This window comes from Streptomyces sp. NBC_01439 (assembly GCF_036227605.1).
Taxonomy (GTDB): Bacteria; Actinomycetota; Actinomycetes; order Streptomycetales; family Streptomycetaceae; genus Streptomyces.
In genome coordinates this window covers 4,267,100-4,289,433 of record NZ_CP109487.1, presented here as the reverse complement: position 1 = coordinate 4,289,433, position 22,334 = coordinate 4,267,100, and the positions used below count along the sequence as shown (strand labels likewise).

The 22,334-nt window shown below is 70.5% G+C and carries 22 protein-coding genes; 11 read left to right on the top strand and 11 right to left on the bottom strand.

Annotated elements, in window-relative coordinates:
* Window positions 1–5 precede the first annotated feature (5 nt).
* The 5 genes from tgmC to OG207_RS18995 all read right to left on the bottom strand — a co-directional run bounded on the left by tgmC (window position 6) and on the right by OG207_RS18995 (window position 3,824).
* Window positions 6–1,166, bottom strand: a complete 1,161-nt coding sequence (gene tgmC, locus OG207_RS19015; RefSeq protein WP_329099679.1) for an ATP-grasp peptide maturase system methyltransferase — start codon at window positions 1,164–1,166, stop codon at window positions 6–8.
* Window positions 1,156–2,127 (bottom strand): ATP-grasp ribosomal peptide maturase, encoded by a 972-nt coding sequence (gene tgmB, locus OG207_RS19010; RefSeq protein ID WP_329099678.1) that lies wholly within the window; start codon window positions 2,125–2,127, stop codon window positions 1,156–1,158. The genes tgmC and tgmB overlap by 11 nt, the downstream gene beginning before the upstream one ends.
* A gap of 1 nt (window position 2,128) precedes the next feature.
* On the bottom strand, window positions 2,129–2,395 hold the full coding sequence (gene tgmA, locus OG207_RS19005; protein WP_329099677.1) for a putative ATP-grasp-modified RiPP: 267 nt from the start codon (window positions 2,393–2,395) through the stop codon (window positions 2,129–2,131).
* Window positions 2,396–2,642: 247 nt separating this feature from the next.
* Window positions 2,643–2,843, bottom strand: coding sequence for a hypothetical protein (locus OG207_RS19000; RefSeq protein ID WP_329099676.1), 201 nt, complete (start codon window positions 2,841–2,843; stop codon window positions 2,643–2,645).
* A 567-nt stretch (window positions 2,844–3,410) separates the two neighbouring features.
* Window positions 3,411–3,824, bottom strand: coding sequence for an ATP-binding protein (locus OG207_RS18995; RefSeq protein ID WP_329099675.1), 414 nt, complete (start codon window positions 3,822–3,824; stop codon window positions 3,411–3,413).
* A gap of 136 nt (window positions 3,825–3,960) precedes the next feature.
* Between OG207_RS18995 and OG207_RS18990 the strand changes: the two genes are divergently transcribed.
* Window positions 3,961–5,313 (top strand): transcriptional regulator, encoded by a 1,353-nt coding sequence (locus OG207_RS18990; protein WP_329099674.1) that lies wholly within the window; start codon window positions 3,961–3,963, stop codon window positions 5,311–5,313.
* Window positions 5,314–5,337: 24 nt separating this feature from the next.
* Here the strand turns inward: OG207_RS18990 and OG207_RS18985 are convergent, their stop codons facing one another.
* The 5 genes from OG207_RS18985 to OG207_RS18965 are packed head-to-tail and all read right to left on the bottom strand — an operon-like array spanning window position 5,338 to window position 9,592.
* On the bottom strand, window positions 5,338–5,640 hold the full coding sequence (locus OG207_RS18985) for a hypothetical protein (RefSeq protein ID WP_329099673.1): 303 nt from the start codon (window positions 5,638–5,640) through the stop codon (window positions 5,338–5,340).
* 58 nt (window positions 5,641–5,698) lie between these two features.
* The gene (locus OG207_RS18980; protein ID WP_329099672.1) at window positions 5,699–6,919 is read right to left on the bottom strand and encodes an ABC transporter permease; all 1,221 of its coding nucleotides are present in this window, start codon (window positions 6,917–6,919) and stop codon (window positions 5,699–5,701) included.
* Window positions 6,916–7,701 carry an ABC transporter ATP-binding protein gene (locus tag OG207_RS18975; protein ID WP_402695664.1) on the bottom strand — a complete coding sequence of 262 codons (786 nt, stop codon included), beginning with the start codon at window positions 7,699–7,701 and terminating at the stop codon, window positions 6,916–6,918. The genes OG207_RS18980 and OG207_RS18975 overlap by 4 nt, the downstream gene beginning before the upstream one ends.
* Window positions 7,698–9,290, bottom strand: a complete 1,593-nt coding sequence (locus OG207_RS18970) for a peptidoglycan-binding domain-containing protein (protein ID WP_329099670.1) — start codon at window positions 9,288–9,290, stop codon at window positions 7,698–7,700. Before OG207_RS18970 ends, OG207_RS18975 begins: the two co-directional genes overlap by 4 nt.
* Window positions 9,287–9,592, bottom strand: a complete 306-nt coding sequence (locus OG207_RS18965; protein ID WP_329099669.1) for a hypothetical protein — start codon at window positions 9,590–9,592, stop codon at window positions 9,287–9,289. Before OG207_RS18965 ends, OG207_RS18970 begins: the two co-directional genes overlap by 4 nt.
* Window positions 9,593–9,994: 402 nt before the next feature.
* On the opposite strand from OG207_RS18965, the gene OG207_RS18960 reads away from it, so the two are divergent.
* Entirely contained in the window at window positions 9,995–10,405 is a 411-nt protein-coding gene (locus OG207_RS18960; protein ID WP_329099668.1) for a hypothetical protein, read from the top strand.
* Window positions 10,406–10,449: 44 nt separating this feature from the next.
* Window positions 10,450–11,412, top strand: a complete 963-nt coding sequence (locus tag OG207_RS18955; protein WP_329099667.1) for a hypothetical protein — start codon at window positions 10,450–10,452, stop codon at window positions 11,410–11,412.
* Between the two features lie 189 nt (window positions 11,413–11,601).
* Here OG207_RS18955 and OG207_RS18950 read toward each other — a convergent pair whose 3' ends face one another.
* Window positions 11,602–12,453 carry a C40 family peptidase gene (locus OG207_RS18950; RefSeq protein ID WP_329099666.1) on the bottom strand — a complete coding sequence of 284 codons (852 nt, stop codon included), beginning with the start codon at window positions 12,451–12,453 and terminating at the stop codon, window positions 11,602–11,604.
* A gap of 885 nt (window positions 12,454–13,338) precedes the next feature.
* On the opposite strand from OG207_RS18950, the gene OG207_RS18945 reads away from it, so the two are divergent.
* The 8 genes from OG207_RS18945 to nuoH are packed head-to-tail and all read left to right on the top strand — an operon-like array spanning window position 13,339 to window position 22,332.
* A complete protein-coding gene (locus OG207_RS18945) occupies window positions 13,339–13,698 on the top strand; it encodes an NADH-quinone oxidoreductase subunit A (RefSeq protein WP_030010013.1) in 360 nt (119 codons plus the stop codon).
* A gap of 15 nt (window positions 13,699–13,713) precedes the next feature.
* Complete coding sequence (locus OG207_RS18940) at window positions 13,714–14,268, top strand: NuoB/complex I 20 kDa subunit family protein (RefSeq protein WP_030162005.1); 555 nt, start codon at window positions 13,714–13,716, stop codon at window positions 14,266–14,268.
* A complete protein-coding gene (locus OG207_RS18935) occupies window positions 14,265–15,002 on the top strand; it encodes an NADH-quinone oxidoreductase subunit C (protein WP_329099665.1) in 738 nt (245 codons plus the stop codon). Before OG207_RS18940 ends, OG207_RS18935 begins: the two co-directional genes overlap by 4 nt.
* Window positions 15,002–16,342, top strand: coding sequence for an NADH-quinone oxidoreductase subunit D (locus OG207_RS18930; RefSeq protein WP_329099664.1), 1,341 nt, complete (start codon window positions 15,002–15,004; stop codon window positions 16,340–16,342). The genes OG207_RS18935 and OG207_RS18930 overlap by 1 nt, the downstream gene beginning before the upstream one ends.
* A complete protein-coding gene (gene nuoE, locus OG207_RS18925) occupies window positions 16,339–17,094 on the top strand; it encodes an NADH-quinone oxidoreductase subunit NuoE (RefSeq protein ID WP_030010009.1) in 756 nt (251 codons plus the stop codon). Before OG207_RS18930 ends, nuoE begins: the two co-directional genes overlap by 4 nt.
* On the top strand, window positions 17,094–18,479 hold the full coding sequence (nuoF, locus tag OG207_RS18920) for an NADH-quinone oxidoreductase subunit NuoF (RefSeq protein ID WP_329099663.1): 1,386 nt from the start codon (window positions 17,094–17,096) through the stop codon (window positions 18,477–18,479). Before nuoE ends, nuoF begins: the two co-directional genes overlap by 1 nt.
* Complete coding sequence (locus OG207_RS18915) at window positions 18,476–20,980, top strand: NADH-quinone oxidoreductase subunit G (protein ID WP_329099662.1); 2,505 nt, start codon at window positions 18,476–18,478, stop codon at window positions 20,978–20,980. Before nuoF ends, OG207_RS18915 begins: the two co-directional genes overlap by 4 nt.
* Window positions 20,977–22,332: an NADH-quinone oxidoreductase subunit NuoH gene (nuoH, locus tag OG207_RS18910; protein WP_329099661.1), complete on the top strand. Its 1,356-nt coding sequence runs from the start codon at window positions 20,977–20,979 to the stop codon at window positions 22,330–22,332. The genes OG207_RS18915 and nuoH overlap by 4 nt, the downstream gene beginning before the upstream one ends.
* Window positions 22,333–22,334: the final 2 nt, after the last annotated feature.

Sequence of the window (22,334 nt, the reverse complement as noted above, 5' to 3'; positions counted from 1 at the left end):
GCGTACTAGATGGGGAGCGTCCAGCTCGGCCCGTGCGGCACGTCGAGCCAGACCCTTTGGGTGTCCGGCGTGATCGTCATTCCGAAGCCGGACAGGTGCGGTGAGCCGTAGCTCTGCCACGCCATGAGCGAGTCCTCGATCGCGGTCCACAGGTTGAGCGGTCCACGCTGGACAACGGTCCAGCCCTCCCCGTCGTCCGCCACGCGAGTCCGTGCCTGCGAACCTGTGGCTACGTCGAGCAGGACCTGCTCGACTCCTGCGCCGAGGCGCTCGGCCGAGGGCGCGGCGAGCTGTGCGACGAATCGACCGGTCCAGTCGTCGAGCAAAGTGGGGTCGATCCGGCTCGGGCGTTCACCGCCAGACAGCAGCTCGAACGGTCCGTGTGTCGGCCGATCGTGGGGGCGGGCGATCATGAACGAGGTGTATCCGGGAAGGAAGCGGCCTTCCGCGAAGCCGGCCGCCTCAGTCTTGAGGTGAACGAGGCCGTGTGCGACTCCCCACCCGGAGAGGGTGACGAGCAGGGTTCCCCCGGTCCTGATCTGCTGCAGAAGGCCGTAGGGGACGTGTCGCATCGAGCAGAACGCGATCACGATGTCGTACGGGGCTCGGTCGGGGTAGCCGCGCAGGCCGTCGGCCGTGATGAGCGTCGGGGCGTAGCCGGCCTCAGCGAGAGCCTTTCGAGCGCGCTCTGCCGCGGCGGCGTCGGTCTCGATCGCGGTCACGTTGTCCTCGCCGGCCACTTCGCAGACGTAGGCCGTCGAGAGACCCGTTCCGGCGCCGATGATCAGCACGCGCTTCCCCGGGGCGACGCCCGCCTGCTCGATCATCCAGAGAACGACGCCCGGCAGGGTCGAGGACGACGTCGGGCTACCTCCGGTCACGGGACCGGAGGCGTCCTCGGCGAGCACGCCGTCGATCTGGGTTACCCAGGTCTGATCCTGATAGGTGAGGCGCAGCCACTCGTCGGCGGGGGTGTCGTCGCGGCGGGTGGGCGTCCAGACCGTGACGCCCGGGGGACTGCTCGGCTTGTAGATCGCGGGGCCGAGGAACACCTCGCGGGGGACAGTCTCGGCCGCCCGTCGCACTTCGGGGTCGTGCAGTACGCCCTCGGCGACGAGCTGCTCGACGAGTCGAAGCCGCAGCGCGGCGGCGGTGTCACTGGTCATGCGGGGTGCCCTTCTGGAGGGTGTCGGCGAGTGCGCTCGCGATGGCACGGGTTGTCGGCTCGTCGACGAACGCCCACTGCCCGTTCGGGTTGCATTCGAGGAACCACCATCGACCGTCGGCGTCGAGGGCGAAGTCGAAAGCGCCGAAGCTGAGCCCGAACGCATGAAGGAACGTGCGGACAGCCTCGCGAACGGAACAGGGAACCGCGATCGGGGAGCAGGTGATGAGGCTTTGGTCCTGGCGCCAATCGAGGTGATCGCCGGCGGTGTCGATCCGGGCTGCGAACGCGTCATCTCCGATGGCGGCGAGACGAATGTCGGCGATCTTCGGGACGCAGGCTTGGAAGAGATGGGGGCACAGGGCGATCGAGTCGTCGAGCTCGTCCGCTTGGACGGTGCGCACCCAGACTGTTCGGTTCCGTCCGTCCTCGCCGGCGAGGTGCACGCGGTGAATGGGCTTGTAGATCACGGGTCCGTGGTCGGCCGCGAACTTCTGGGCATCTGCCGGCGTGTTTGTGATCAATGTGTCGGGGAGCGTGAAGCCGAGGCGGGCCGCGGTGGCGAGCTGTAGAGCCTTGTTCTCGGCGTCGCGGTTCCGCGAGGGGTGGTTGACGTACAAGGCCCCGGGAAGTGCGGTCAGCGCCCCCATGTAGCCGCGGCGCGATTGCTCAACCCCGAATCGCTGCTCGGGAGATGCCGTTGTCTGAGGGGCGGCGAAGGGGCTCGGGCGCCGCCAGTAGACAGACCGAACGCCCGACAGGTCCAGATGCCGAGTCGAGGTGGTGACATCCCCGGTGAAGGAACCCCGTTCGATCCGGACGCTCATGTTGGCCGTGTGCGCGAAGTCGGCGGCGGGGTCGAGCCGTACGGCCGGGATGCCCCGACCGTACAGCTCTTCCATCACCAGATCCGCCGTGACGTCACCGAGTGCGGTGATGACGAGAACCGGTGCGTCGGTCATGTCAGTCCGAGTCGCTGTCTTCGGTGAGGTCGGAGTCGGCGGGCGGGGGCGGATTCTTGCCCCCGCCGTCGGATGACGTCGCGGTGCTGTTGGCCGTGCTCGTCCCGGTGCCGTGGCCCCCGGCCATCTCGACACGCCTGCCGTCCGCGTCGAGATAGCGCGTCGTCTGAGTGTCCGGGTCGATCTCCGTTCGGGCGTACGGGACTTCGGTGATGCTGGGGTACAGCGCTAAGCGCTTGGTGCCCCAAGGCGCTACTGCGGTGGTCATAGGTTCTCCTGATCTCTGGTCATCGATCACATGCTCTGAGTTGCCATACGGTGCGCCCTCCTCGGCTCGGCGACAATGCCGCGGCGAGGCGGTGCCCCCATCGGGGAGGGGCGACGAGCCGCCCCTGGCGGGGGAGTTTTTGGTGCGACCCTGACCCGGATGGTCGCCATGGGCGCCGCTGTCGCGGTGAGGGGTGGAGCGGTGCCCGGACAGCGGGGGCGCGATTGACCGACGGTCCGGGCTTGGTTCACTCGGGGAGCTCTGGCCGGTACGGGTAGAGCATCTGTCGGTCGTAGCAGACGTCTTCGTCCGTGCAGACGATGGAGGAGAACCAAACATCGTCGACGTCATCGAGCTCGCGGGCGATATCGAGGTCCTCCACGCGCGCCGCGACGTCGCAGCAGTGGCATTTGACGACCGGGGCGCCCGGGGGAGGTTCGACACCCACGGGCAGTGATCCCCCGAGGCGCTGCCAGGTGGTCGGACTGCCGGTTCGCAGGTAGCAGGCGACGACGTCACTGCACGAGCGTCGCCTCGCGGTCTGCTCGCGGCCGTCAGCATCGAACCAAACGAACGTTCCGGTCTCGGTTTCGTCCTGCGGCACGAGCGCCGCGCAGATACCGCACCGCGCAAGCACGGCGGCCCTATCCACGGTGGACCACCGGGGCGTATGGCTGCACATACGGGCGCAGAAAGTAGGCGTGGCCGTCGATCGGCCGCAGGCGGTCGTGATGGTGGGAGGGGAGGGGGCGGCGCGCGTAGGCCGGGGGCGTGGGGGGCCTACGGTGCTCGGATAAGCGTCGGTGCGTGGCGCCGAGGGTCCGGCAGATGCCAGGCAGCGCCGACGCGAGGCCGCGCATGTGTCCCTCGATGGACTCGGGCGAACCGCCTTTCCTGCGGGCGGGAGGATGGGCGAGGAGGAGAAAGGCGGTGTGCCCGACCTTGGCGGGGTCGACCCAGAACCAAGCCGCGAGGGATGCCAGTAGGCCGGCGGTCGGGACGGGTGCGGTCGCGATCAGCATCGGATCACGCCGACCCACGTCGTGTTCTCGTCCGTCTTGAACTCCGCCCATACGGTCTTGCCGCACGAGCCGTGCGGCGTCACCCCCCATCCGTCCGCCAGGGAGGACACGATGAGCAGCCCGCGCCCGGTGGTGTCGTCGTCACTCGGCTGCGCGAGGCGGGGAGCCCCCGCCCCTGCGTCGTACACCTCGACACGCAGGCGCTCGTCATCGAGTGAGACCTCGACGAGGAAGCCGCAGTGTTCGCCGTGCCGTACCGCGTTGGCTGCAAGCTCGGAGAGGCAGAGCGCCGCGTCGTCGGAGCGGTCGGTAACCCTCCACTCCTCAAGCACGTCACCTAAGAACGAACGGGCCTCGGGTACCGCGCCGTCTGCTCGCGGAAACCGCTGCGTCGCCGATCTCAGCATGAGTTCAACCCCCTTGCCTGTGCCGTTGGTTCGAGCAACCAGGCAACCGCGAGGCGGACAGCGGGGCTACCGTCGTGGGGGGTGGCAAGGGGTGGCACTTGAGCAACCGCGCCTGTCGAAGGGGTAGGTACCAAGCATGACGTTGCCGAACACTGATCTAGCGAAGTGGCTGGGACGATCCGGCATGAGCAACAAGGAGTTGGCTCGCCAGATCAAAGTCGCAGCTCAGGTGTGGGGTGAGCCCCACATCCAGCCCGACGCAACGGCGGTCCGACGATGGCTGAACGGGCTTCGGCCGCGACCGCCCGTACCCGAGATCATCGCCGATGTCATCTCGGCGAAGGTTGGGTTCCGGGTCACGACGTACGATTTGGGCTTTCCTGAAGGCGGAACGGCCGACCGCTCACTCGCCTACAACTCCTCATTCGCCGTTACGGTTGAAGCCGTAGCCGATTTGGGGAGGGCCGACGTGGACCGTCGAAAGTTCCTGGCAGCGGCACCCTTTGCCGCCGTCGCCGCTGTGGGGCCGTCACGAGACTGGCTGTTGAACATGCTTGAGCAGCAGCCAGAGCCGGGCCGGCGCGTCCGCCTTGAAGACGTGTCCGCCGTCAAGAACATGTTCGGCGAGTTCCAGAAGATGGATGTACTGCAAGGCGGAGGCTCGGGACGTCTCATCCTGGCTCAGTACATGAACCAGCACGTCTACCCGCTGTTGCGCGAAACCCACTCCGAGGACGTCCGGCGGGCCTTGTGCGAGGCGGCGGCCGAGCAGACGTACCTGCTCGGCTGGATGAGCTACGACAGCGGAGAGCACGGGACCGCGCAGCGCTACTTGATCCAGTCGCTTCGGCTTGCCGAGGAATCCGGTAACGCAGCCCTCGGTGCACACGTCCTCGCCGGAATGGCGGATCAGACCACCCTGCTCGGCAACCCCACGGAAGGCCGGCGGCTCGCGCAGGCTGGTCGTGCCGGGCTCGGCAAGGACGTGTCGCCCGCGTGCATGGCTGATCTGTGGGCACTCGAGGCCCGGGCCCTCGCCAAGCTTGGCGAAGGTTCCGCCGCAATTCGAGCGGTGGCTGAATCCGAGGCGGCCTACAGCCGCGTACAGCTCAAGAACGAGCCGGAGTGGGCGGCGTTCATCGACCCTGCGTACCTGCACGGCGAGCACGCGAACACCTTCCGTGACCTCAAGGACGCAGCCGCCGCCGAGGAACACGCACAGCGGTCCATCGTCCACGCCCGCAAGCAGCGGCGGGCCCGCCGCGGTGCGATGTCGCAGGCCGCCCTTGCCGCCTCGCATCTCCAGCGGAATGACCTCGAAGCGGCGCACTCGGCGGGGCTTCGCACACTCTCCCTGTCGCGCCAGGTCAAGAGCTCTCGGTGTGTCGAGGCGGTGCAGGACTTGCAGCGCCGGATGCAGCCGTTCGGTACGCACCGCCTTGTCGCCGACTTCAACGAGCGCGCCCGGGAACTGGTCGCCGCAGCGTAGTGGGATGCCCCGCGGCGTCGATGATCAGGGGCAGGTCGGCGGCGAGGGCGTGACCGTGCCCGCTTCGGTGGGTGCGGGCACGTCCGTGTCCGGCTCCGGGCGGCCGTGGACGGTGCGGACGCACCGGGCCAGCAGGACCAGCCCGCACACCAGCAGCGCCACCGAGGCGGCCCAGCCGAGGCCCAGCGTGAGCGGGTGACCGGGCTTGTGCCAGGGGCGGGCGGTGGTCAACAGCCAGCCGCCCACCGCGAGCAGGCCGAGCCCGAGCGCCGCCGGGACCGCGGTGGGGTCGCCGGCGCCGTCGGACGCGTACGGCTTCGGGTTCACGGGACCACCAGCTCCAGGGGCGGGTCGGGGCGGCCCTGACGGTCAGGCGCGCGCCCCCCTATCTTCGCAGGGCCTCGGCCGGTTCGACACGGGCCGCCCGCCAGGCGGGATAGAGCCCGGCCAGCAGCCCGGTGACCAGGCCGGCGAGCGGGGCCGCGGCGACGGTGGCCGGATGGATCACCGGGGTCCAGTCCCGGGCCAGGGCGACGGCGACCACGGTCAACTCGCCCAGCGAGGTCCCGACCAGCCCGCCGAGGGCCCCCAGGGCCGCCGACTCGGTCAGGAACTGGGCCGAGACGTGGCGTCCCCGGGCGCCGAGCGCCCGGCGCAGCCCGATCTCGCCGGTCCGCTCCAGTACGGCGACCAGGGTGGTGTTGGCGATCCCGACCGCGCCGATGACCAGGCAGATCCCGGCGAGCAGCAGGAAGAGCGCGCTCAGGTCGGCGGTGACACCGGAGCGCAGCATCCGCGGATCGGGCGGCGGGACGGCCTTGAGGTACTCGGGGTGGTCGGGGCGCAGCGCGAGCGGGGCGAGGCCGGCGACCTGGCGGGCGGCGCCGAGTTCGGTGGAGATCAGCATGGTCGCGCCGCCGGGTGCGGGCGGCCCCCACATTTGCTCGGCGGTGGTGCGCGGGACGAGGACCGACATCAGGTGTTCGGGCCGGCGCCGGAGGTCCGCGACGATGCCCGCCACGATGAAGGGCTCCTGGCCGATGTAGAGGGCGGGCCGGGTGGCCAGGGTGGTGATGCCGAGGCGGGCGGCGAGTCCGCTGCCGATGACGACGACGCGCTCGTGGCCGCGCTCGGCGAAGTCGTCGTAGAGCCGGCCCTGCTGGAGGGTCGGTACGAGGGCGGCGACGGCGCCGGGGGAGGCCGCCACGACGGCTGCGCCGGTGGTCGGGTCGCCGGCGCCGGACGGCAGGGGGCCGACCGCGGTGTGCGAGTCGAGCCGCACCGTCCACAGCACTCCGGCGTGCTCGATGCCCGCGACGGCGCGCAGCCGCTGCTCGGCGTCGGCGGGGAAGGCGGTCCCTGCGAACTCGTCCTGCTGGGCGGCGACGTCCTCGATGCTGACCTCGGTGGCGGTCAGGACGTTGAACCTGGCGTCGATCTGCGAGGAGATGGTGGCGGTGAGGCCGAGTACGGCCACGAAGCTGCCCACGCCGAGGACGGTGCCGAGGGAGGTGAGCACGGCCCGGCCGGGGCGGCGCAGCATCCCGGCGACGGCCTCGGCAAGGGCGTCGCGCACGGACAGCCGGGTGGGTGCGACGGCGCTCAAGGATCCAGCCGCCCGTCGCGGATGGTGACGGTCCGCGCGCCGCGCCGGGCCACCTCGGGGTCGTGAGTGATGACGAGGACGGTCATCCCGGCTCCGTGCAGTTCGTCCAGCAGCCCGAGGACGGACGCGGCGTTCACGGAGTCGAGGTTGCCGGTCGGCTCGTCGCACAGGAGGAGCGAGGGACGCCCGACGAGGGCGCGGGCGATCGCCACCCGCTGGCGCTCGCCGCCGGACAGCCGGCCGGGCACGGCGCCGGCCCGGTGCCCGAGACCGACCTGGTCGAGGGCCTCGCGGGCCCGTACGAGGCGCCCGGCGCGCGGGATTCCGGTGTAGAGCATGGCGAGGGTGACGTTCTCCAGGGCGGACCGGTGGGGGAGGAGGTGGAAGGACTGGAAGACGAAGCCGATCCGGCGCCCGCGCAACGCGGTGCGCTCCCGGTCGGGGAGCGCGGCGGTGTCGATCCCGTCGAGCAGGTACCGGCCGCTGGTGGGGGAGTCGAGCAGCCCGGCGACGTTGAGGAAGGTGGACTTCCCTGACCCGGAGGGGCCGACGACGGTGATGAACTCGCCGCGCCGGACGGTCAGGTCGCAGGGGTGCAGGGCCTCGACGGGCGGCGGCCCGGGGTAGGTGAGGCCGACCCCGCGGAGCTCGATCACGGGGCTTTCGCCGCCGCCCGTGCCGCCCGTGTCGCCCGTGTCGCGTGTGCCGCCTGTGTCGCCCGTGTCGCCGGAGGGCGGCCGGGATTGACGGGACAGACGGAATTGACGGGACAGCAGCCTCATTTGGACTTCCCCCGGGTCTCACGGGGTGCGACCCCGATCACCACTTTGGTCCCGGCGGCGAGGGCGCCCGCCCGGGACGGGGTGACGGCCACGAAGCCGTCGCCGCGGGTGCCGGTCCGCACCTCGACGCGCCGCTGGGTGCCGTCGGCGGACACGGCGGTGACGACCGTACGTCCGTCCGCGCCCGCCGAAACGGCGGTGACCGGGACGACGAGCGCCTCGCCGTCGGTGGCGGCGGACTCGATGGTCAGCCGGACGTCCTGCCCGGCGAAGCCGGCGGGCAGCGGCTGGTCGGCGCGGACCAGCATCCGGTAGCCGAGGTCGCCGCCGCCCGTGCCGCCGTTCCCGCCGCTCCCGCCGCCCTTGGGGTTCTGGCCGGGGTCCTGCTGCGGCTGTGCTCCGGCGGGCTGCGCGGCGGACCGCTCGGTGGCGACGACCGCCACCGAGCCGCGGACATCGGTGCCGGAGAGCTCGGAGGAGATCACCACGGTCATCCCGGCACGCAGCAGCTGCCGCTTGTCGTCCTTGAGGTAGGCCTCGACGACGAGCTCCCCGCCGGAGAGCGTGAGCACCGTCCCGGACACGGGGGAGCCCGCGCGGGCGCCGACGGAGCTGACGCGGGCCGGGAAGGAGCCCAGGAACACGGTCTCGGCGGTGGGCAGCATCGGGCCGTCGGCGGCCTCGGCGGCCACCAGCGCGGCCCGGGCCTCGCCGAGGGCCTGCCGGGCCCGCGCGAGTTCCCTGCCGGAGCCGGAGCCGGAGCCGGAGCCGGAGCCGGAGCCGGAGCCGGTACCGGAGCCGGGACGCGGGCCGGGGCTCGCTGTCGCGCCGGGGCCCTCCGCGGCCCCGCCCTTGCTCGATCCGCCCTCCGCGGGCGCGCCCACGGAGCCGGTGGGTCCGCTCGCGTCCTCCACGGCCCACGTCGCGGACCGCACGGCCTCCCGCGCCGACTTCAGGGCCGCGCCCCCGTCGGCGACCGCGGGCAGCGGCTCGTACCCGATGGCCCGGTAGCGGGCGGCGAGCGCAGCCTTCGTACCGGCACCGAAGACGCCCTTCGCGTCGCCTCCGGTGCCGTGCCCGAGCTCGCGCAGCGCCTGCTGCAGCTGCGCGACGTCGTCGCCGCTGGCCCCGGGCTTGAGGTCGCGGTACATCGGCTGCGCGCCGTGCAGGGTGAACACCGGCCGCCCGGACACCTCGGCGATCAGCTGCCCCGCCGTGACCGGGTCCCCGGCCTTCAGCGGCAGTTTGGTCACCAGGGCCGCGCCCGTTCCTTCGCCGGAGCGCACCCCCTGCGGGGACACGGCGACGCTCTGGTCGGCGACCACCGTCCCGCGCATGACCACGGTCTGCGCGAGCACCCGCCGCTCGACGTCCGCGGTCAGGGCCCCCTGTGCGGGCGGGCCGGTCTCCGCGGCCACCTGTGCGGGGGACTTCACCAGCGTGGTCGCCAGCAGTCCGCCCACCGCCATCAGCGCGGCCCCGCCGACGACCGCGAGCACCACGCGCCGCCCGCGCGCGAGCCCGCCGCGGTCGTCCTCGGCGGTCGTCGGGGTCCCGGTGCGCTCCACGACCTGCTCCGGCTCGCTCATTCGTCCGGCCGGCACTTCTTCAATGCGTCGAGGTGGTCGCGCTTGAGCGAGATCCACTGTTCGGGAGTGCCCTTGCGCTCGTCGATCTGGGCGGTGACCGGGTCCGGGTCCGGGTACCAGGTGATGCCCTCGGCCCGCAGGCACGCGGACTCCTTCTGCGCGGCGGCGATCTGGGCGGGCTCGGCCGGCTGGGGCTTCGGCGGGGGCGGCAACATCGGTGCGCAGGTCTTGTGCGCCTCGTCGTTCCAGGGCTTCGACTTGTCCTCGCGCGGAGCGCCGTAGTCCGTATACACGATCGCCACGCCCTGCTCCTTCAAGCAGTCGTAGTACGCGATTTCCTCCCTGGTGGGAGGCGGGCTGTCGCTTGCCACAGGCTTTTTTTCGCCGCCACCGCATCCCGTCAGTGAAATGCACAGAAGAAGTAGAGGGGTCAAATATCTCGCGTGCACGACAGCTTCCCTTGCGGCGGTAGGAGTGGATTATGTGCATCCGTTTGACGGGTGGGGGAGGGCGCGCGCCAGATAGTAGAGAACCGTGGCTGCTTGCGACAAGTTACCTATCAGACAACAGAAGTGACTGTTCATCAGCTGAGAAGGAGCTTGAACCGGCAGGGGGTTCGATGTTGAATCCCCGCCGGGCGGAAAAGCGCCATCCCGGTCCGCCCCGAACAGCCCGACTTTCACCCGAAGAGTGAGGTAAGCGTGATGGACAACGCAATGCGGAAGCTGGCGGCCGGCTGCGTCGCCGCCGTTTCGGTCGGCGCCATTCTGCTGGGAACCGCGGGTCCGGCGGCCGCCTGGGCGCGCGACGGAAATCTGGAGAACCACGAGTTCGGACTTTTCTACTGGCAGAACCAGTCCGGTTGTGTCTTCGACCTGGCGACGAATGACGTGAACTTCAGCGACGACAAGTACCAGGGCTCCTGCTCGGCCAGCGGGAACTGGATCAACGACACCACCGAGTCCTACCGGAACCGGGACGCCTACGCCTGGAAGGTCGGCACCGACAAGGACCTGGGCGGCAACGTCGGAGAGATCCCGTCGAACTACGTGGGCAACGCCTCGGCCAACTTCAAGAACAAGATCAGCTCGGCCAAGTACACCCTCCACCCGTAGTCCGTAATCCGTAATCCGGAATCCAGCAGAAGGAGTTCCACGCGATGATCAATTCCCGGCGCCGCCGGCCCGCCGCCCCGGCCTCCGTCCTGCTGGCGGCCGTCCTCCTGGCCGGCTGCGCCGGGACCGGTGGCTCCGGGGGCGGTGAACCGGGCCTCGGTCCCGTCGAGGTGAACCCGGCGACGTCCGCGCTGTCCCTTCCGATGGACGCGTACACGGACACCGAGGCCGAACGGATCCGGATGGGCCAGGTCCAGCAGGCCCTGGTCTCCCGGTGCATGGCCCGGTACGGGTTCACCTACGAGGGCGTGCGATCGGCCGAGGCCCCCGGTGCCGGGCCCGAGGACCGGCACGCGTACCTCTTCGGCCTGGCCGATCCGGCGTACGCGGCGGCCCACGGGTACGACAAGTCCGCGGGGGAGGGGAGCCCGGCGAAGCCCGTTCCGCCGCAGCTGAGCGACAGTGCGTACGTCGTGATGAACGGCGAGCGGCCCGGAGCCCAGGGCGGCACGGCTCCCGACGCGAACACCGAGGAGGAGGCCGCGCTCGTGGACAGCGGCCTGACGGCGGCCGGGCAGAAGGTGCCGGCCGGCGGGTGCGGGCGCGAGGCGTTCCGCAAGCTGTACGCCCCGACCAAGAACAGCGTGGACCTGCTGTTCGCGTTCGGGCTGGCCTCGGAGGCGCACGACCGCTCCCGGCAGGACTCCCGGGTCGTCGACACCCTCAAGAAGTGGGCGTCATGCATGGACAAGTCGGGATACGCCGGGATCGAATCTCCGTACGAAGTCGTGGAGAAGCTCGGCCTGCAGGACGACGAGGGCGGTCCGAAGGCCGTGACGGCGGCCAAGGCCGATGTCGCGTGCAAGCGCGAGGTGAACCTCGTCGGCATCTGGGGCGCGGTCGAAAAGGCGTACCAGGAGCAGCTCGTCGAGGAGCACGCCGAGACGCTCGCGCTCTACAAGGAGCAGCGGGAGGCCCGCTTCAAGCTGGCCGCCTCGCTGGTCTGAGGAAGCAACCCCGCGACCCTGCGACCCTGCGCCCCGCGACCCCGGGGCTCCTGAGGGCGCGTCCGTCGTCCCTGGGGGCACGCCCAGCGGCCCGGGACGCACCAAGAACGGCCCGAGGGCCGGTACTCCACCCCCGAGCGGGGGAGTACCGGCCCTCGGCCGTGTCTGGTGCCTCGGTCTGAGCGGTGCTCAGAGGACGCGGACGGCGCCCGTCGGCCTGTCGTAGCTGAGGTTGCGCTCGACGATGCCGGTGCTGGGGTTCTGCGCGCCGACGAACTTGCCGCCGCCGACGTAGATGGCGACGTGGTAAGCGCTGCCCTTGGAGCCCCAGTACAGGATGTCGCCCGGCTGCAGGGCGTCCAGCGACACCGAGGTGCCGGCCGAGGACTGCGCCTGGGACATGCGCGGCAGGCTGATGCCGGCCTGGCGGTAGGCGGCCTGGACGAGACCGGAGCAGTCGAACGAGGACGGGCCGGTGCCGCCCATCACGTACGCCTTGCCGACCTGCGCACGGGCGAAGTTGACGATGGCCGCGGCGGAGCCGGTGGCCGGGGCGGAGACGGTGCCCGTGCCCTGCGGGGCGGCGGTGCTCTTCAGCGTCGTGCGCTCGGAGGAGCTGCGGCTGGAGCGCTCGGCCTCGGCCTTGCGGGCGGCCTCTTCCTTCGCCGTCTTCTCGGCCTTCTCGGCGGCGGCGTCGGCGTCGGCCTTCTTCTGGGCCTCTTCCTTGGCCTGCTTCGCCTCGGCGGCGGCGCCGGTACGGGCGCTCTCCTCCTGGGCGGTCAGTTCGCCCTCAACGGCGGCGAGGCGGGTGTTCTCGGCGGCCACGGTGATGGCGGAGGAGACGTCGGAGCCCAGGTCCAGGTTGAGGACCGGCATTTCGAGCGTCGTCTCGGCCACGGGCTCGGCGGACGGGGACGCGCTCGCGGTGCCGGCCATGGCCAGGGTGCTGAGGACGCCACCGGCAACTCCGGCGCGGACCGCGAGCTTCGAGGCGCTACGACGGGGCTTCCGGTGGCTGGGTATGTGAGCGGTGTGGGACATGAGGACAACCGCTATCAGGGTGTCCGGGTTCCCTTCAAGAAACGTGGGTTGCGCCACAGTTGCGCGAGAAAGGCGTGAACCGGGCGCGTCCGACTTCTTATTGACGCCGTAACGGGCGAATCGGACAGGCCTTCACAAGGCTGTGATCATGGGGTTTCGGTATTAAGTCCCAATTGATCCTTGATCTACCATCACTCCGCACAGATGGCCAAGCCCTCTTTCGGAGGGCTCGATTTGGTGTGGCGCAGGTCACAGCTGCGTCACGCCATGCGGACGCTGTGCCCCTCCCGTGACCTTCCTGTGAGCGTGCCGAGAGGTTCGTGAACGGATGCACGCACTCGCGCGGCTTCCCGCGCCGACGGGGGTGCGGGCATCGGCGCGCCCCTCGTGCGGTCCTCCACCCCTCGCCGGCGCTCCCGTCCGCCCCGCATCCACCCCCGCGCCTGCCCCGTGTCCACCTCCGTACGCATGGGCTCCCTCGACCGGGGGACGGCGATCCCTTTATCAGCCCCGCACCCCCCTTGCCAATTTGCCTGCACCGCGCATCGTTTGATAGGGCGACCCGCCTTCTACCTGCGGTAACGGGCCCGGATGTCACCTTTAGTGACCATGCGGATGCTTCGCGTATGAAGATCACCACTCATCGGGCTTCATGATCGTTCGTCAGGTGGTGGAGATCACAAACTCGGTGTTGCTACCCGTGTCGCAGATCACAGACGAGCAGGCATAAGATGCGCACCAGTCCGGCTTGTGAACTGCCTCACATGCGAGCGCTCGATCGGAAGCGCGATCTTCGCGAGGCGGTGCACGCCCCCAGCTACCGCTGGGCGGCGCCCCGGCCGGCAGCGGTCCAACGGTCAAGGACGACTGGAAGGAGCGAGGAGCGTGAATGCGTACGCACCCATCCTCGTGCTCGGCGCCCTCGGCGCAGGGTTTGCGATCTTCTCCGTGGTCATGGCCACGCTGATCGGTCCAAAACGGTACAACCGGGCAAAGCTTGAAGCCTACGAGTGCGGCATCGAGCCGACGCCGATGCCGGCCGGCGGTGGCCGCTTCCCGATCAAGTACTACCTGACGGCGATGCTCTTCATCGTCTTCGACATCGAGGTTGTCTTCCTCTACCCCTGGGCCGTCACCTTCGACTCCCTGGGGATCTTCGGGCTCGTCGAGATGCTGCTCTTCGTGCTCACCGTCTTCGTCGCCTACGCCTACGTGTGGCGCCGCGGCGGCCTGGAATGGGACTGAGGGGCTGAATTTTCCATGGGACTGGAAGAGAAGCTGCCGAGCGGCTTCCTGCTGACCACCGTCGAACAGGCCGCGGGATGGGTGCGCAAGTCGTCCGTCTTCCCGGCGACCTTCGGTCTGGCCTGCTGCGCCATCGAGATGATGACCACCGGAGCGGGCCGGTACGACCTGGCCCGCTTCGGCATGGAGGTCTTCCGCGGCTCCCCGCGCCAGGCCGATCTGATGATCGTGGCGGGGCGGGTCAGCCAGAAGATGGCGCCGGTGCTGCGGCAGGTGTACGACCAGATGCCCGCCCCCAAATGGGTCATCTCCATGGGGGTTTGTGCATCTTCAGGCGGAATGTTCAACAACTACGCGATCGTCCAGGGCGTCGACCACATCGTCCCGGTGGACATCTACCTGCCCGGCTGTCCGCCGCGCCCCGAGATGCTGATGGACGCGATCCTCAAGCTCCACCAGAAGATCCAGGGCGGAAAGCTCGGCGTGAACCGGGAAGAAGCGGCCCGTGAGGCGGAGGAGGCGGCCCTCAAGGCCCTCCCCACCATCGAGATGAAGGGGCTGCTCCGGTGAGCCAGACCCAAGAGCCGGAGAACGGCAGCAACGGAAGCAACGGCAGCAACGTCCCTGCGCCGCGCGACCAGGGCCCCGAGGTCATCGGCGTCCGCAAGGGAATGTTCGGTGCCGCGGGCGGCGGGGACACCAGCGGCTACGGCGGCCTCGTGCGGACCGTGGCCATGCCCGGCGCGACGAGCCGGCCGTACGGCTCCTACTTCGACGAGGTGGCCGACGAGCTCGAAGGCGCACTGGAGGAACAGGACCTCGTCCCCGGGAACGCCATCGAGAAAACGGTGGTCGACCGGGGCGAGCTCACCTTCCACATCGCCCGCGAGCACCTCGTCCGCGTCGCGCGCACCCTGCGCGACGACCCCGCCCTGCGCTTCGAGCTCTGCACCGGCGTCTCCGGCGTGCACTTCCCCGGGGACAAGGGCCGCGAGCTGCACGCCGTCTACCACCTGCGCTCGCTCACGCACGGCCGGATCCTGCGGCTGGAGGTGTCCGTCCCGGACGGCGACCCGCACGTCCCCTCGCTCGTCGCCGTCTACCCGACCAACGACTGGCACGAGCGCGAGACGTACGACTTCTTCGGCCTGGTCTTCGACGGGCACCCGGCCCTCACCCGGATCATGATGCCGGACGACTGGCAGGGCTTCCCGCAGCGCAAGGACTACCCGCTCGGCGGCATCCCCGTCGAGTACAAGGGCGCCCAGATCCCGGCTCCCGACCAGCGGAGGTCGTACAGCTGATGTCCCCCATCTCCAACGACGCAGAAAACCACGCGTCCTCCCGCGAAACGACCGAGGGCACCGTCTACACCGTCACCGGCGGTGACTGGGACGAGGTCGTCCAGTCCGCGGCCAAGGCCGACGACGAGCGGATCGTCGTCAACATGGGTCCGCAGCACCCCTCCACCCACGGAGTGCTGCGCCTGATCCTGGAGATCGACGGCGAGACGGTCACCGAGGCCCGCTGCGGCATCGGCTACCTGCACACCGGCATCGAGAAGAACCTCGAATTCCGGAACTGGACGCAGGGCACCACCTTCGTGACGCGCATGGACTACCTGACGCCGTTCTTCAACGAGACGGCGTACTGCCTCGGCGTCGAGAAGCTGCTCGGCATCACCGACCAGGTCCCGGACCGCGCCACCGTCATCCGCGTCCTGCTGATGGAGCTCAACCGGCTCTCCTCCCACCTGGTGTGCATCGCCACCGGCGGCATGGAGCTGGGCGCGACCACGATCATGATCTACGGCTTCCGCGACCGCGAGCTGATCCTCGACATCTTCGAGCTGATCACCGGACTGCGCATGAACCACGCGTTCGTCCGCCCCGGCGGCCTCGCCCAGGACCTGCCCCCGGGCGCCGTCGACCAGCTCCGCGAGTTCCTCAAGACCATGAAGAAGAACCTGCCGGAGTACGACAAGCTCGCCACCGGCAACCCCATCTTCAAGGCCCGCATGCAGGACGTCGGCTACCTCGACCTCACCGGCTGCATGGCGCTCGGCGCCACCGGCCCGATCCTGCGCTCCGCCGGCCTGCCGCACGACCTGCGCAAGTCGGACCCGTACTGCGGCTACGAGAACTACGAGTTCGACGTGCCGACCACCGAGAGCTGCGACTCCTACGGGCGGTTCCTGATCCGCCTGGAGGAGATGCGCCAGTCGCTGCGGATCGTCGAGCAGTGCCTGGAGCGTCTGGAGCCGGGCCCGGTGATGGTCGCCGACAAGAAGATCGCCTGGCCGGCGCAGCTCGCGATGGGCCCGGACGGCCTCGGCAACTCGCTCGACCACATCAGGAACATCATGGGCACCTCCATGGAGGCCCTCATCCACCACTTCAAGCTGGTGACCGAGGGCTTCCGGGTACCGCCCGGCCAGGCGTACGCGGCCGTCGAGTCACCCAAGGGCGAGCTCGGCGTGCACGTCGTCTCCGACGGCGGGACCCGCCCCTACCGGGTCCACTTCCGCGACCCGTCCTTCACCAACCTGCAGGCCATGGCCGCGATGTGCGAGGGCGGCCAGGTCGCCGACGTCATCGTCGCCGTCGCCTCCATCGACCCCGTGATGGGAGGCGTCGACCGATGACCGCCAGTCCTTCGAACCAAGGGGTCTCGCTGGGCATGCCCCAGCTGCCGGCCCCCGACTTTCCGGCGGAGGTACGCGAGCGCCTCGAAGCCGACGCCCGGGAAGTCATCGCCCGCTACCCCGACAGCCGCTCCGCGCTGCTGCCGCTGCTGCACCTGACCCAGTCCGAGGAGGGCTACGTCTCGCGCACCGGCATCCGCTTCTGCGCCGAGGTACTGGGCCTGACCACCGCCGAGGTCACGGCCGTGGCGACCTTCTACACGATGTACCGGCGCGGGCCCTCCGGCGACTACCAGGTCGGTGTCTGTACGAACACCCTGTGCGCGGTGATGGGCGGCGACGCCATCTTCGAGGAGCTCAAGGAGCACCTCGGGGTCGGCAACAACGGGACCACCCCCGACGGCAAGGTCACCCTCGAACACATCGAGTGCAACGCGGCCTGCGACTACGCCCCCGTGGTGATGGTCAACTGGGAGTTCTTCGACAACCAGACCCCCCAGTCCGCCAAGGCCATGGTCGACGACCTGCTGGCCGGCCGCGAGGTCTCGCCGACCCGGGGCGCGCCGCTGTGCACCTACAAGGAGACCGCCCGGATCCTGGCCGGCTTCCCGGACGAGCGCGAGGGCGCGGTCGAGGCGACCGGCGGCGCCGGCCCCGCCTCCCTGATCGGGCTGCGCATCGCCCGCGGCGAGTCCGCGCACACCCCGATCGTCCACCCGCGCGGCGAGGCCACCACTGAGGGAGGGGAGTGATGTCGGTGTCTTCCGAACTGAGCAACGGGGGCAACGGGGGCACCTCCCACCCCCAGGCCGGCGGCGGGACCAGCCCGGAGAAGCTCCTCGCCCCCGTGCTGTCCGCCTTCTGGGACGAGCCGCGGTCGTGGACGCTGGAGACCTACCGGCGCCACGAGGGGTACGAGGGCCTGCGCAAGGCGCTCGCGATGACCCCGGACGACCTCATCGCCTACGTGAAGGACTCGGGTCTGCGCGGACGCGGCGGCGCGGGCTTCCCCACCGGAATGAAGTGGCAGTTCATCCCGCAGGGCGACGGAAAGCCGCACTACCTCGTCGTGAACGCGGACGAGTCGGAGCCGGGAACCTGCAAGGACATCCCCCTCCTCTTCGCCAACCCGCACTCCCTCATCGAGGGAATGATCATCGCCTGCTACGCGATCCGCTCCGAGCACGCCTTCATCTACCTGCGCGGGGAGACGGTGCCCGTCCTGCGGCGTCTGCACGAGGCCGTGCGCGAGGCGTACGCGGCCGGCTACCTCGGCAAGGACATCGACGGCACCGGGCGCAACCTCGACATCACGGTGCACGCGGGCGCGGGCGCGTACATCTGCGGCGAGGAGACGGCGCTGCTCGACTCCCTCGAAGGCCGGCGCGGCCAGCCCCGGCTGCGTCCCCCCTTCCCCGCGGTCGAGGGGCTCTACGCGTGCCCCACTGTCGTCAACAACGTGGAGTCGATCGCCTCGGTTCCCGCGATCCTGAACAAGGGCAAGGACTGGTTCAAGTCGATGGGGACCGAGAAGTCCCCCGGCTTCACGCTGTACTCGCTCTCCGGGCACGTCGTCGGCCCCGGCCAGTACGAGGCCCCGCTCGGCATCACCCTGCGCCAGCTCCTCGACATGAGCGGCGGAATGCGCCCCGGGCACCGGCTGAAGTTCTGGACCCCGGGCGGCTCCTCCACCCCGATGTTCACCGACGAGCACCTCGACGTCCCGCTCGACTACGAGGGCGTGGGCGCCGCCGGCTCGATGCTCGGCACCAAGGCCCTGCAGTGCTTCGACGAGACGACCTGCGTGGTGCGGGCCGTGACCCGGTGGACCGAGTTCTACGCCCACGAATCCTGCGGCAAGTGCACCCCGTGCCGCGAGGGCACCTACTGGCTGGTCCAGCTGCTCCGCGACATCGAGGCCGGCCAGGGCGTCATGTCCGACCTCGACAAGCTGAACGACATCGCCGACAACATCAACGGCAAGTCCTTCTGCGCGCTCGGCGACGGCGCGGCCAGCCCGATCTTCTCCTCGCTCAAGTATTTCCGCGAGGAGTACGAGCAGCACATCACGGGCAAGGGCTGCCCCTTCGACCCCAGGAAGTCGACCCTCTGGGCCGACACGGAGGTGAACGCATGACCGTCACCACTCCAGCGGCCTCCGGGGGCGCAGCGGCGGTTCCACCGGAGAACACCGTCTCGCTGACCATCGACGGGGTCGAACTGTCCGTGCCCAAGGGCACCCTCGTCATCCGGGCCGCCGAGCAGCTCGGCATCGAGATCCCCCGGTTCTGCGACCACCCCCTCCTCTCCCCGGCCGGCGCCTGCCGCCAGTGCATCGTCGAGGTGGAGGGCCAGCGCAAGCCGATGGCCTCCTGCACCATCACCTGCACCGACGGCATGGTCGTCAAGACCCAGCTGACCTCCGAGGTCGCCGACAAGTCCCAGCGCGGGGTGATGGAGCTGCTGCTCATCAACCACCCGCTGGACTGCCCGGTCTGCGACAAGGGCGGCGAGTGCCCGCTGCAGAACCAGGCGATGTCGCACGGCAACGCCGAATCGCGGTTCGAGGGCAAGAAGCGCACCTACGAGAAGCCGGTCCCGATCTCCACCCAGGTGCTGCTGGACCGCGAGCGGTGCGTGCTGTGCGCGCGCTGCACCCGCTTCTCCAACGAGATCGCCGGCGACCCGATGATCGAGCTGCTGGAACGCGGCGCGCTCCAGCAGGTCGGCACCGGCGAGGGCGACCCCTTCGAGTCGTACTTCTCCGGCAACACCATCCAGATCTGCCCGGTCGGCGCCCTCACCTCGGCCGCCTACCGGTTCCGCTCCCGCCCCTTCGACCTCGTCTCCTCCCCGAGCGTGTGCGAGCACTGCGCGGGCGGCTGCGCGACCCGTACCGACCACCGGCGCGGCAAGGTGCTGCGCCGCCTCGCCGCCGAGGACCCCGAGGTCAACGAGGAGTGGATCTGCGACAAGGGCCGCTTCGGGTTCCGCTACGCGCAGCGCCCCGACCGGCTGACCACCCCGCTGGTGCGCAGCGCCGCCGGGGTGCTGGAGCCGGCGAGCTGGCCCGAGGCCCTGGAGGCCGCGGCCAACGGGCTCGCCGCCGCGCGCGGCCGGGCCGGGGTGCTGACCGGCGGCCGGCTCCCCGTCGAGGACGCCTACGCGTACGCCAAGTTCGCCCGGGTGGTGCTCGACACCAACGACATCGACTTCCGGGCCCGCGTGCACAGCGCGGAGGAGGCCGACTTCCTGGCCTCGGAGGTCGCCGGGTACGGCGTCGACCTCGGCGGGCAGTGGCTCTCGTACACCGCCCTGGAGGCCGCCCCGACGGTGCTGCTCGTCGGCATCGAGGCGGAGGAGGAGGCGCCCGGCGTCTTCCTGCGGCTGCGCAAGGTCCACCGCAAGCGGAAGCAGCGGACCTTCTCCGTCGCCCCCTTCGCCACCCGCGGCCTGGACAAGGCCGGCGGCACCCTGCTGGCCGCCGCCCCCGGCACCGAGCCCGAGTGGCTCGACGCGCTGGCCTCCCGGACGGGCCTGGAGACCGGGGGCGCCGAAGCCGCCGAGGCGCTGCGGCAGCCCGGCGCGGTCATCCTCGTCGGGGAGCGCCTCGCCGGGGTGCCGGGCGCGCTGACCGCCGCCGTACGGGCCGCCGGGGTCACCGGGGCCACCCTGGTGTGGATCCCGCGCCGGGCCGGTGAGCGGGCCGCCATCGAGGCGGGCGCGCTGCCGTCCCTGCTGCCGGGCGGGCGCCCCGCCACCGACCCGCGGGCCCGCGACGAGGTCGCAGGCGCCTGGGGCCTGGACGAGCTCCCGCACCGCTACGGCCGCGACACCGGCCAGATCGTCGAGGCCGCGGCGACCCGGGAGCTCTCGGCCCTGCTGATCGCGGGCGTCGAGGTCGCCGACCTGCCGGACCCGGCCCGCGCGCGGACCGCCCTCCAGGAGGCCTTCGTGGTCTCCCTGGAACTGCGGCCCAGCGAGGTCACCGACCACGCGGACGTGGTCCTCCCGGTCGCCGCGGTGGCCGAGAAGGCGGGCGCCTTCATCAACTGGGAGGGCCGGGTGAGGCCGTTCGAGGCCGCGCTCAAGCCCGACCAGATGACCCGCCGGCTCGCCCCGGCCGACGCCCGCGTGCTGCACATGCTGGCCGACGCCGCCGACCGGCCGATCGCCCTGCCCGACGTGCACGCCGTACGCCGGGAGATCGACCGGCTCGGCCCGTGGGCCGGGGAGCGGGCCGCCGGGCAGAGCGCGGACACCGTGCCGCTGCCCCGCCCGGGCAGCGGCGAGGCGGTCCTCGCGGGCCACCGGCTCCTCCTGGACCTGGGCCGGCTGCAGGAGGGCGACGACGCCCTGGCCGGCACCCGGCACGAGGCCAGCGCCCGGCTGTCGGCGGCCACGGCCGCCGAGACCGGCGTCAAGGACGGCGACGTCCTCGCGGTCACCGGCCCGGCCGGCTCCGTGGAACTCCCGCTCCGGATCACCGAGATGCCCGACCGCGTGGTCTGGCTCCCGCTGAACTCCACCGGCTCCGGCGTCCTCGCCGACGCCGGCGCCCGCCCGGGCACCCTCGTACGCATCGGCCCGGCGACCCCGGTCGGCGCAGGCGACACCACTGCGGAGGTGGGCGCGTGAACACCGTTCAACTCGCTGCCGAGGACCTGTCCCTGTTCGGCAAGGACGTCTGGTGGCTCGTCCTGCTGAAGGCGGTGTTCTGCTTCGCCTTCCTGATGGTGACGGTGCTCTTCTCCATCGTGTGGGAGCGCAAGGTCGTCGCCTGGATGCAGCTGCGCATCGGCCCCAACCGGCACGGCCCCTGGGGCATGCTCCAGTCGCTCGCCGACGGCGTGAAGCTGATGCTCAAGGAAGACCTGATCGTCAAGCGGGCCGACAAGGTCATCTACGTCCTGGCCCCGATCATCGCGGCGATCCCGGCCTTCATGGCCATCGCGGTGATCCCCTTCGGCCCCGCGGACGACCAGATCTCCATCTTCGGCCAGCGCACCACGATGCAGCTGACCGACCTGCCCATCGCGATGCTCTACATCCTCGCGGTGGCCTCGGTCGGCATCTACGGCATCGTGCTGGCGGGCTGGTCCTCCGGCTCCACCTACCCGCTCCTCGGCGGCCTGCGCTCCTGCGCGCAGATGATCTCCTACGAGATCGCGATGGGCGCGGCCTTCGCCTCGGTCTTCCTCTACTCCGGGTCGATGTCGACCTCGGCGATCGTCGAGGCCCAGGCGGACCGCTGGTTCATCGTCCTGCTGCCGGTGTCCTTCATCATCTACGTCATCACGATGGTCGGCGAGACGAACCGCGCCCCCTTCGACATGCCGGAGTCCGAGGGCGACCTGGTCGGCGGCTTCAACACCGAGTACTCGTCCATCAAGTTCGCGCTGTTCATGCTGGCCGAGTACGTCAACATGGTCACCGTCTCGGCGGTCTCGGTCACCCTCTTCCTGGGCGGCTGGCGGGCCCCGTACCCGATCAGCTCCTTCTGGGAGGGCGCGAACCACGGCTGGTGGCCGATGCTCTGGTTCGTCCTCAAGGTGCAGCTGCTGCTGTTCTTCTTCATCTGGCTGCGCGGCACGCTGCCCCGCGTGCGCTACGACCAGCTGATGAAGCTCGGCTGGAAGGTCCTGATCCCGGTCTCGGTGGTCTGGCTGATGCTGGTGGCCACCGTTCGGGCGCTGCGCAACGAGGCGTACGACTTCAGCGAGATCGTCCTGTACGTCGGCGGCGCCGTCGTGGCGATCCTGCTCCTCTCCTTCGTCGCGGACGTCTTCCGCGACAAGCGCGAGAAGAAGACGGCGGCCGCCGGGGCGGTGCACGACGCCGAACCCTTCGACCCGCTGGCGGGCGGATTCCCCGTACCGCCGAAGCCCGGCCAGCACCTGGCACCCGTACCGCGCAGGCGGTCCCGCACCGAGCGGGAGCTGATTGTCAGTGGCGGGACGAATACTGACAGTGACCGAGAGGAGGCTTGAGA

What these genes read in the sequence shown, in the direction of transcription:
- OG207_RS18940 (WP_030162005.1), top strand. Translation starts at nt 13,714, where the DNA reads ATGGGACTGGAAGAGAAGCTGCCGAGCGGCTTCCTGCTGACCACCGTC.
- tgmA (WP_329099677.1), bottom strand. Translation starts at nt 2,395, where the DNA reads ATGACCACCGCAGTAGCGCCTTGGGGCACCAAGCGCTTAGCGCTGTAC.
- OG207_RS18915 (WP_329099662.1), top strand. Translation starts at nt 18,476, where the DNA reads ATGACCGTCACCACTCCAGCGGCCTCCGGGGGCGCAGCGGCGGTTCCA.
- OG207_RS18955 (WP_329099667.1), top strand. Translation starts at nt 10,450, where the DNA reads ATGATCAATTCCCGGCGCCGCCGGCCCGCCGCCCCGGCCTCCGTCCTG.
- OG207_RS18950 (WP_329099666.1), bottom strand. Translation starts at nt 12,453, where the DNA reads ATGTCCCACACCGCTCACATACCCAGCCACCGGAAGCCCCGTCGTAGC.
- OG207_RS18975 (WP_402695664.1), bottom strand. Translation starts at nt 7,701, where the DNA reads ATGAGGCTGCTGTCCCGTCAATTCCGTCTGTCCCGTCAATCCCGGCCG.
- OG207_RS18990 (WP_329099674.1), top strand. Translation starts at nt 3,961, where the DNA reads ATGACGTTGCCGAACACTGATCTAGCGAAGTGGCTGGGACGATCCGGC.
- tgmC (WP_329099679.1), bottom strand. Translation starts at nt 1,166, where the DNA reads ATGACCAGTGACACCGCCGCCGCGCTGCGGCTTCGACTCGTCGAGCAG.
- tgmB (WP_329099678.1), bottom strand. Translation starts at nt 2,127, where the DNA reads ATGACCGACGCACCGGTTCTCGTCATCACCGCACTCGGTGACGTCACG.
- nuoF (WP_329099663.1), top strand. Translation starts at nt 17,094, where the DNA reads ATGTCGGTGTCTTCCGAACTGAGCAACGGGGGCAACGGGGGCACCTCC.
- OG207_RS18970 (WP_329099670.1), bottom strand. Translation starts at nt 9,290, where the DNA reads ATGAGCGAGCCGGAGCAGGTCGTGGAGCGCACCGGGACCCCGACGACC.
- OG207_RS18930 (WP_329099664.1), top strand. Translation starts at nt 15,002, where the DNA reads ATGTCCCCCATCTCCAACGACGCAGAAAACCACGCGTCCTCCCGCGAA.
- OG207_RS18995 (WP_329099675.1), bottom strand. Translation starts at nt 3,824, where the DNA reads ATGCTGAGATCGGCGACGCAGCGGTTTCCGCGAGCAGACGGCGCGGTA.
- nuoE (WP_030010009.1), top strand. Translation starts at nt 16,339, where the DNA reads ATGACCGCCAGTCCTTCGAACCAAGGGGTCTCGCTGGGCATGCCCCAG.
- OG207_RS18960 (WP_329099668.1), top strand. Translation starts at nt 9,995, where the DNA reads ATGGACAACGCAATGCGGAAGCTGGCGGCCGGCTGCGTCGCCGCCGTT.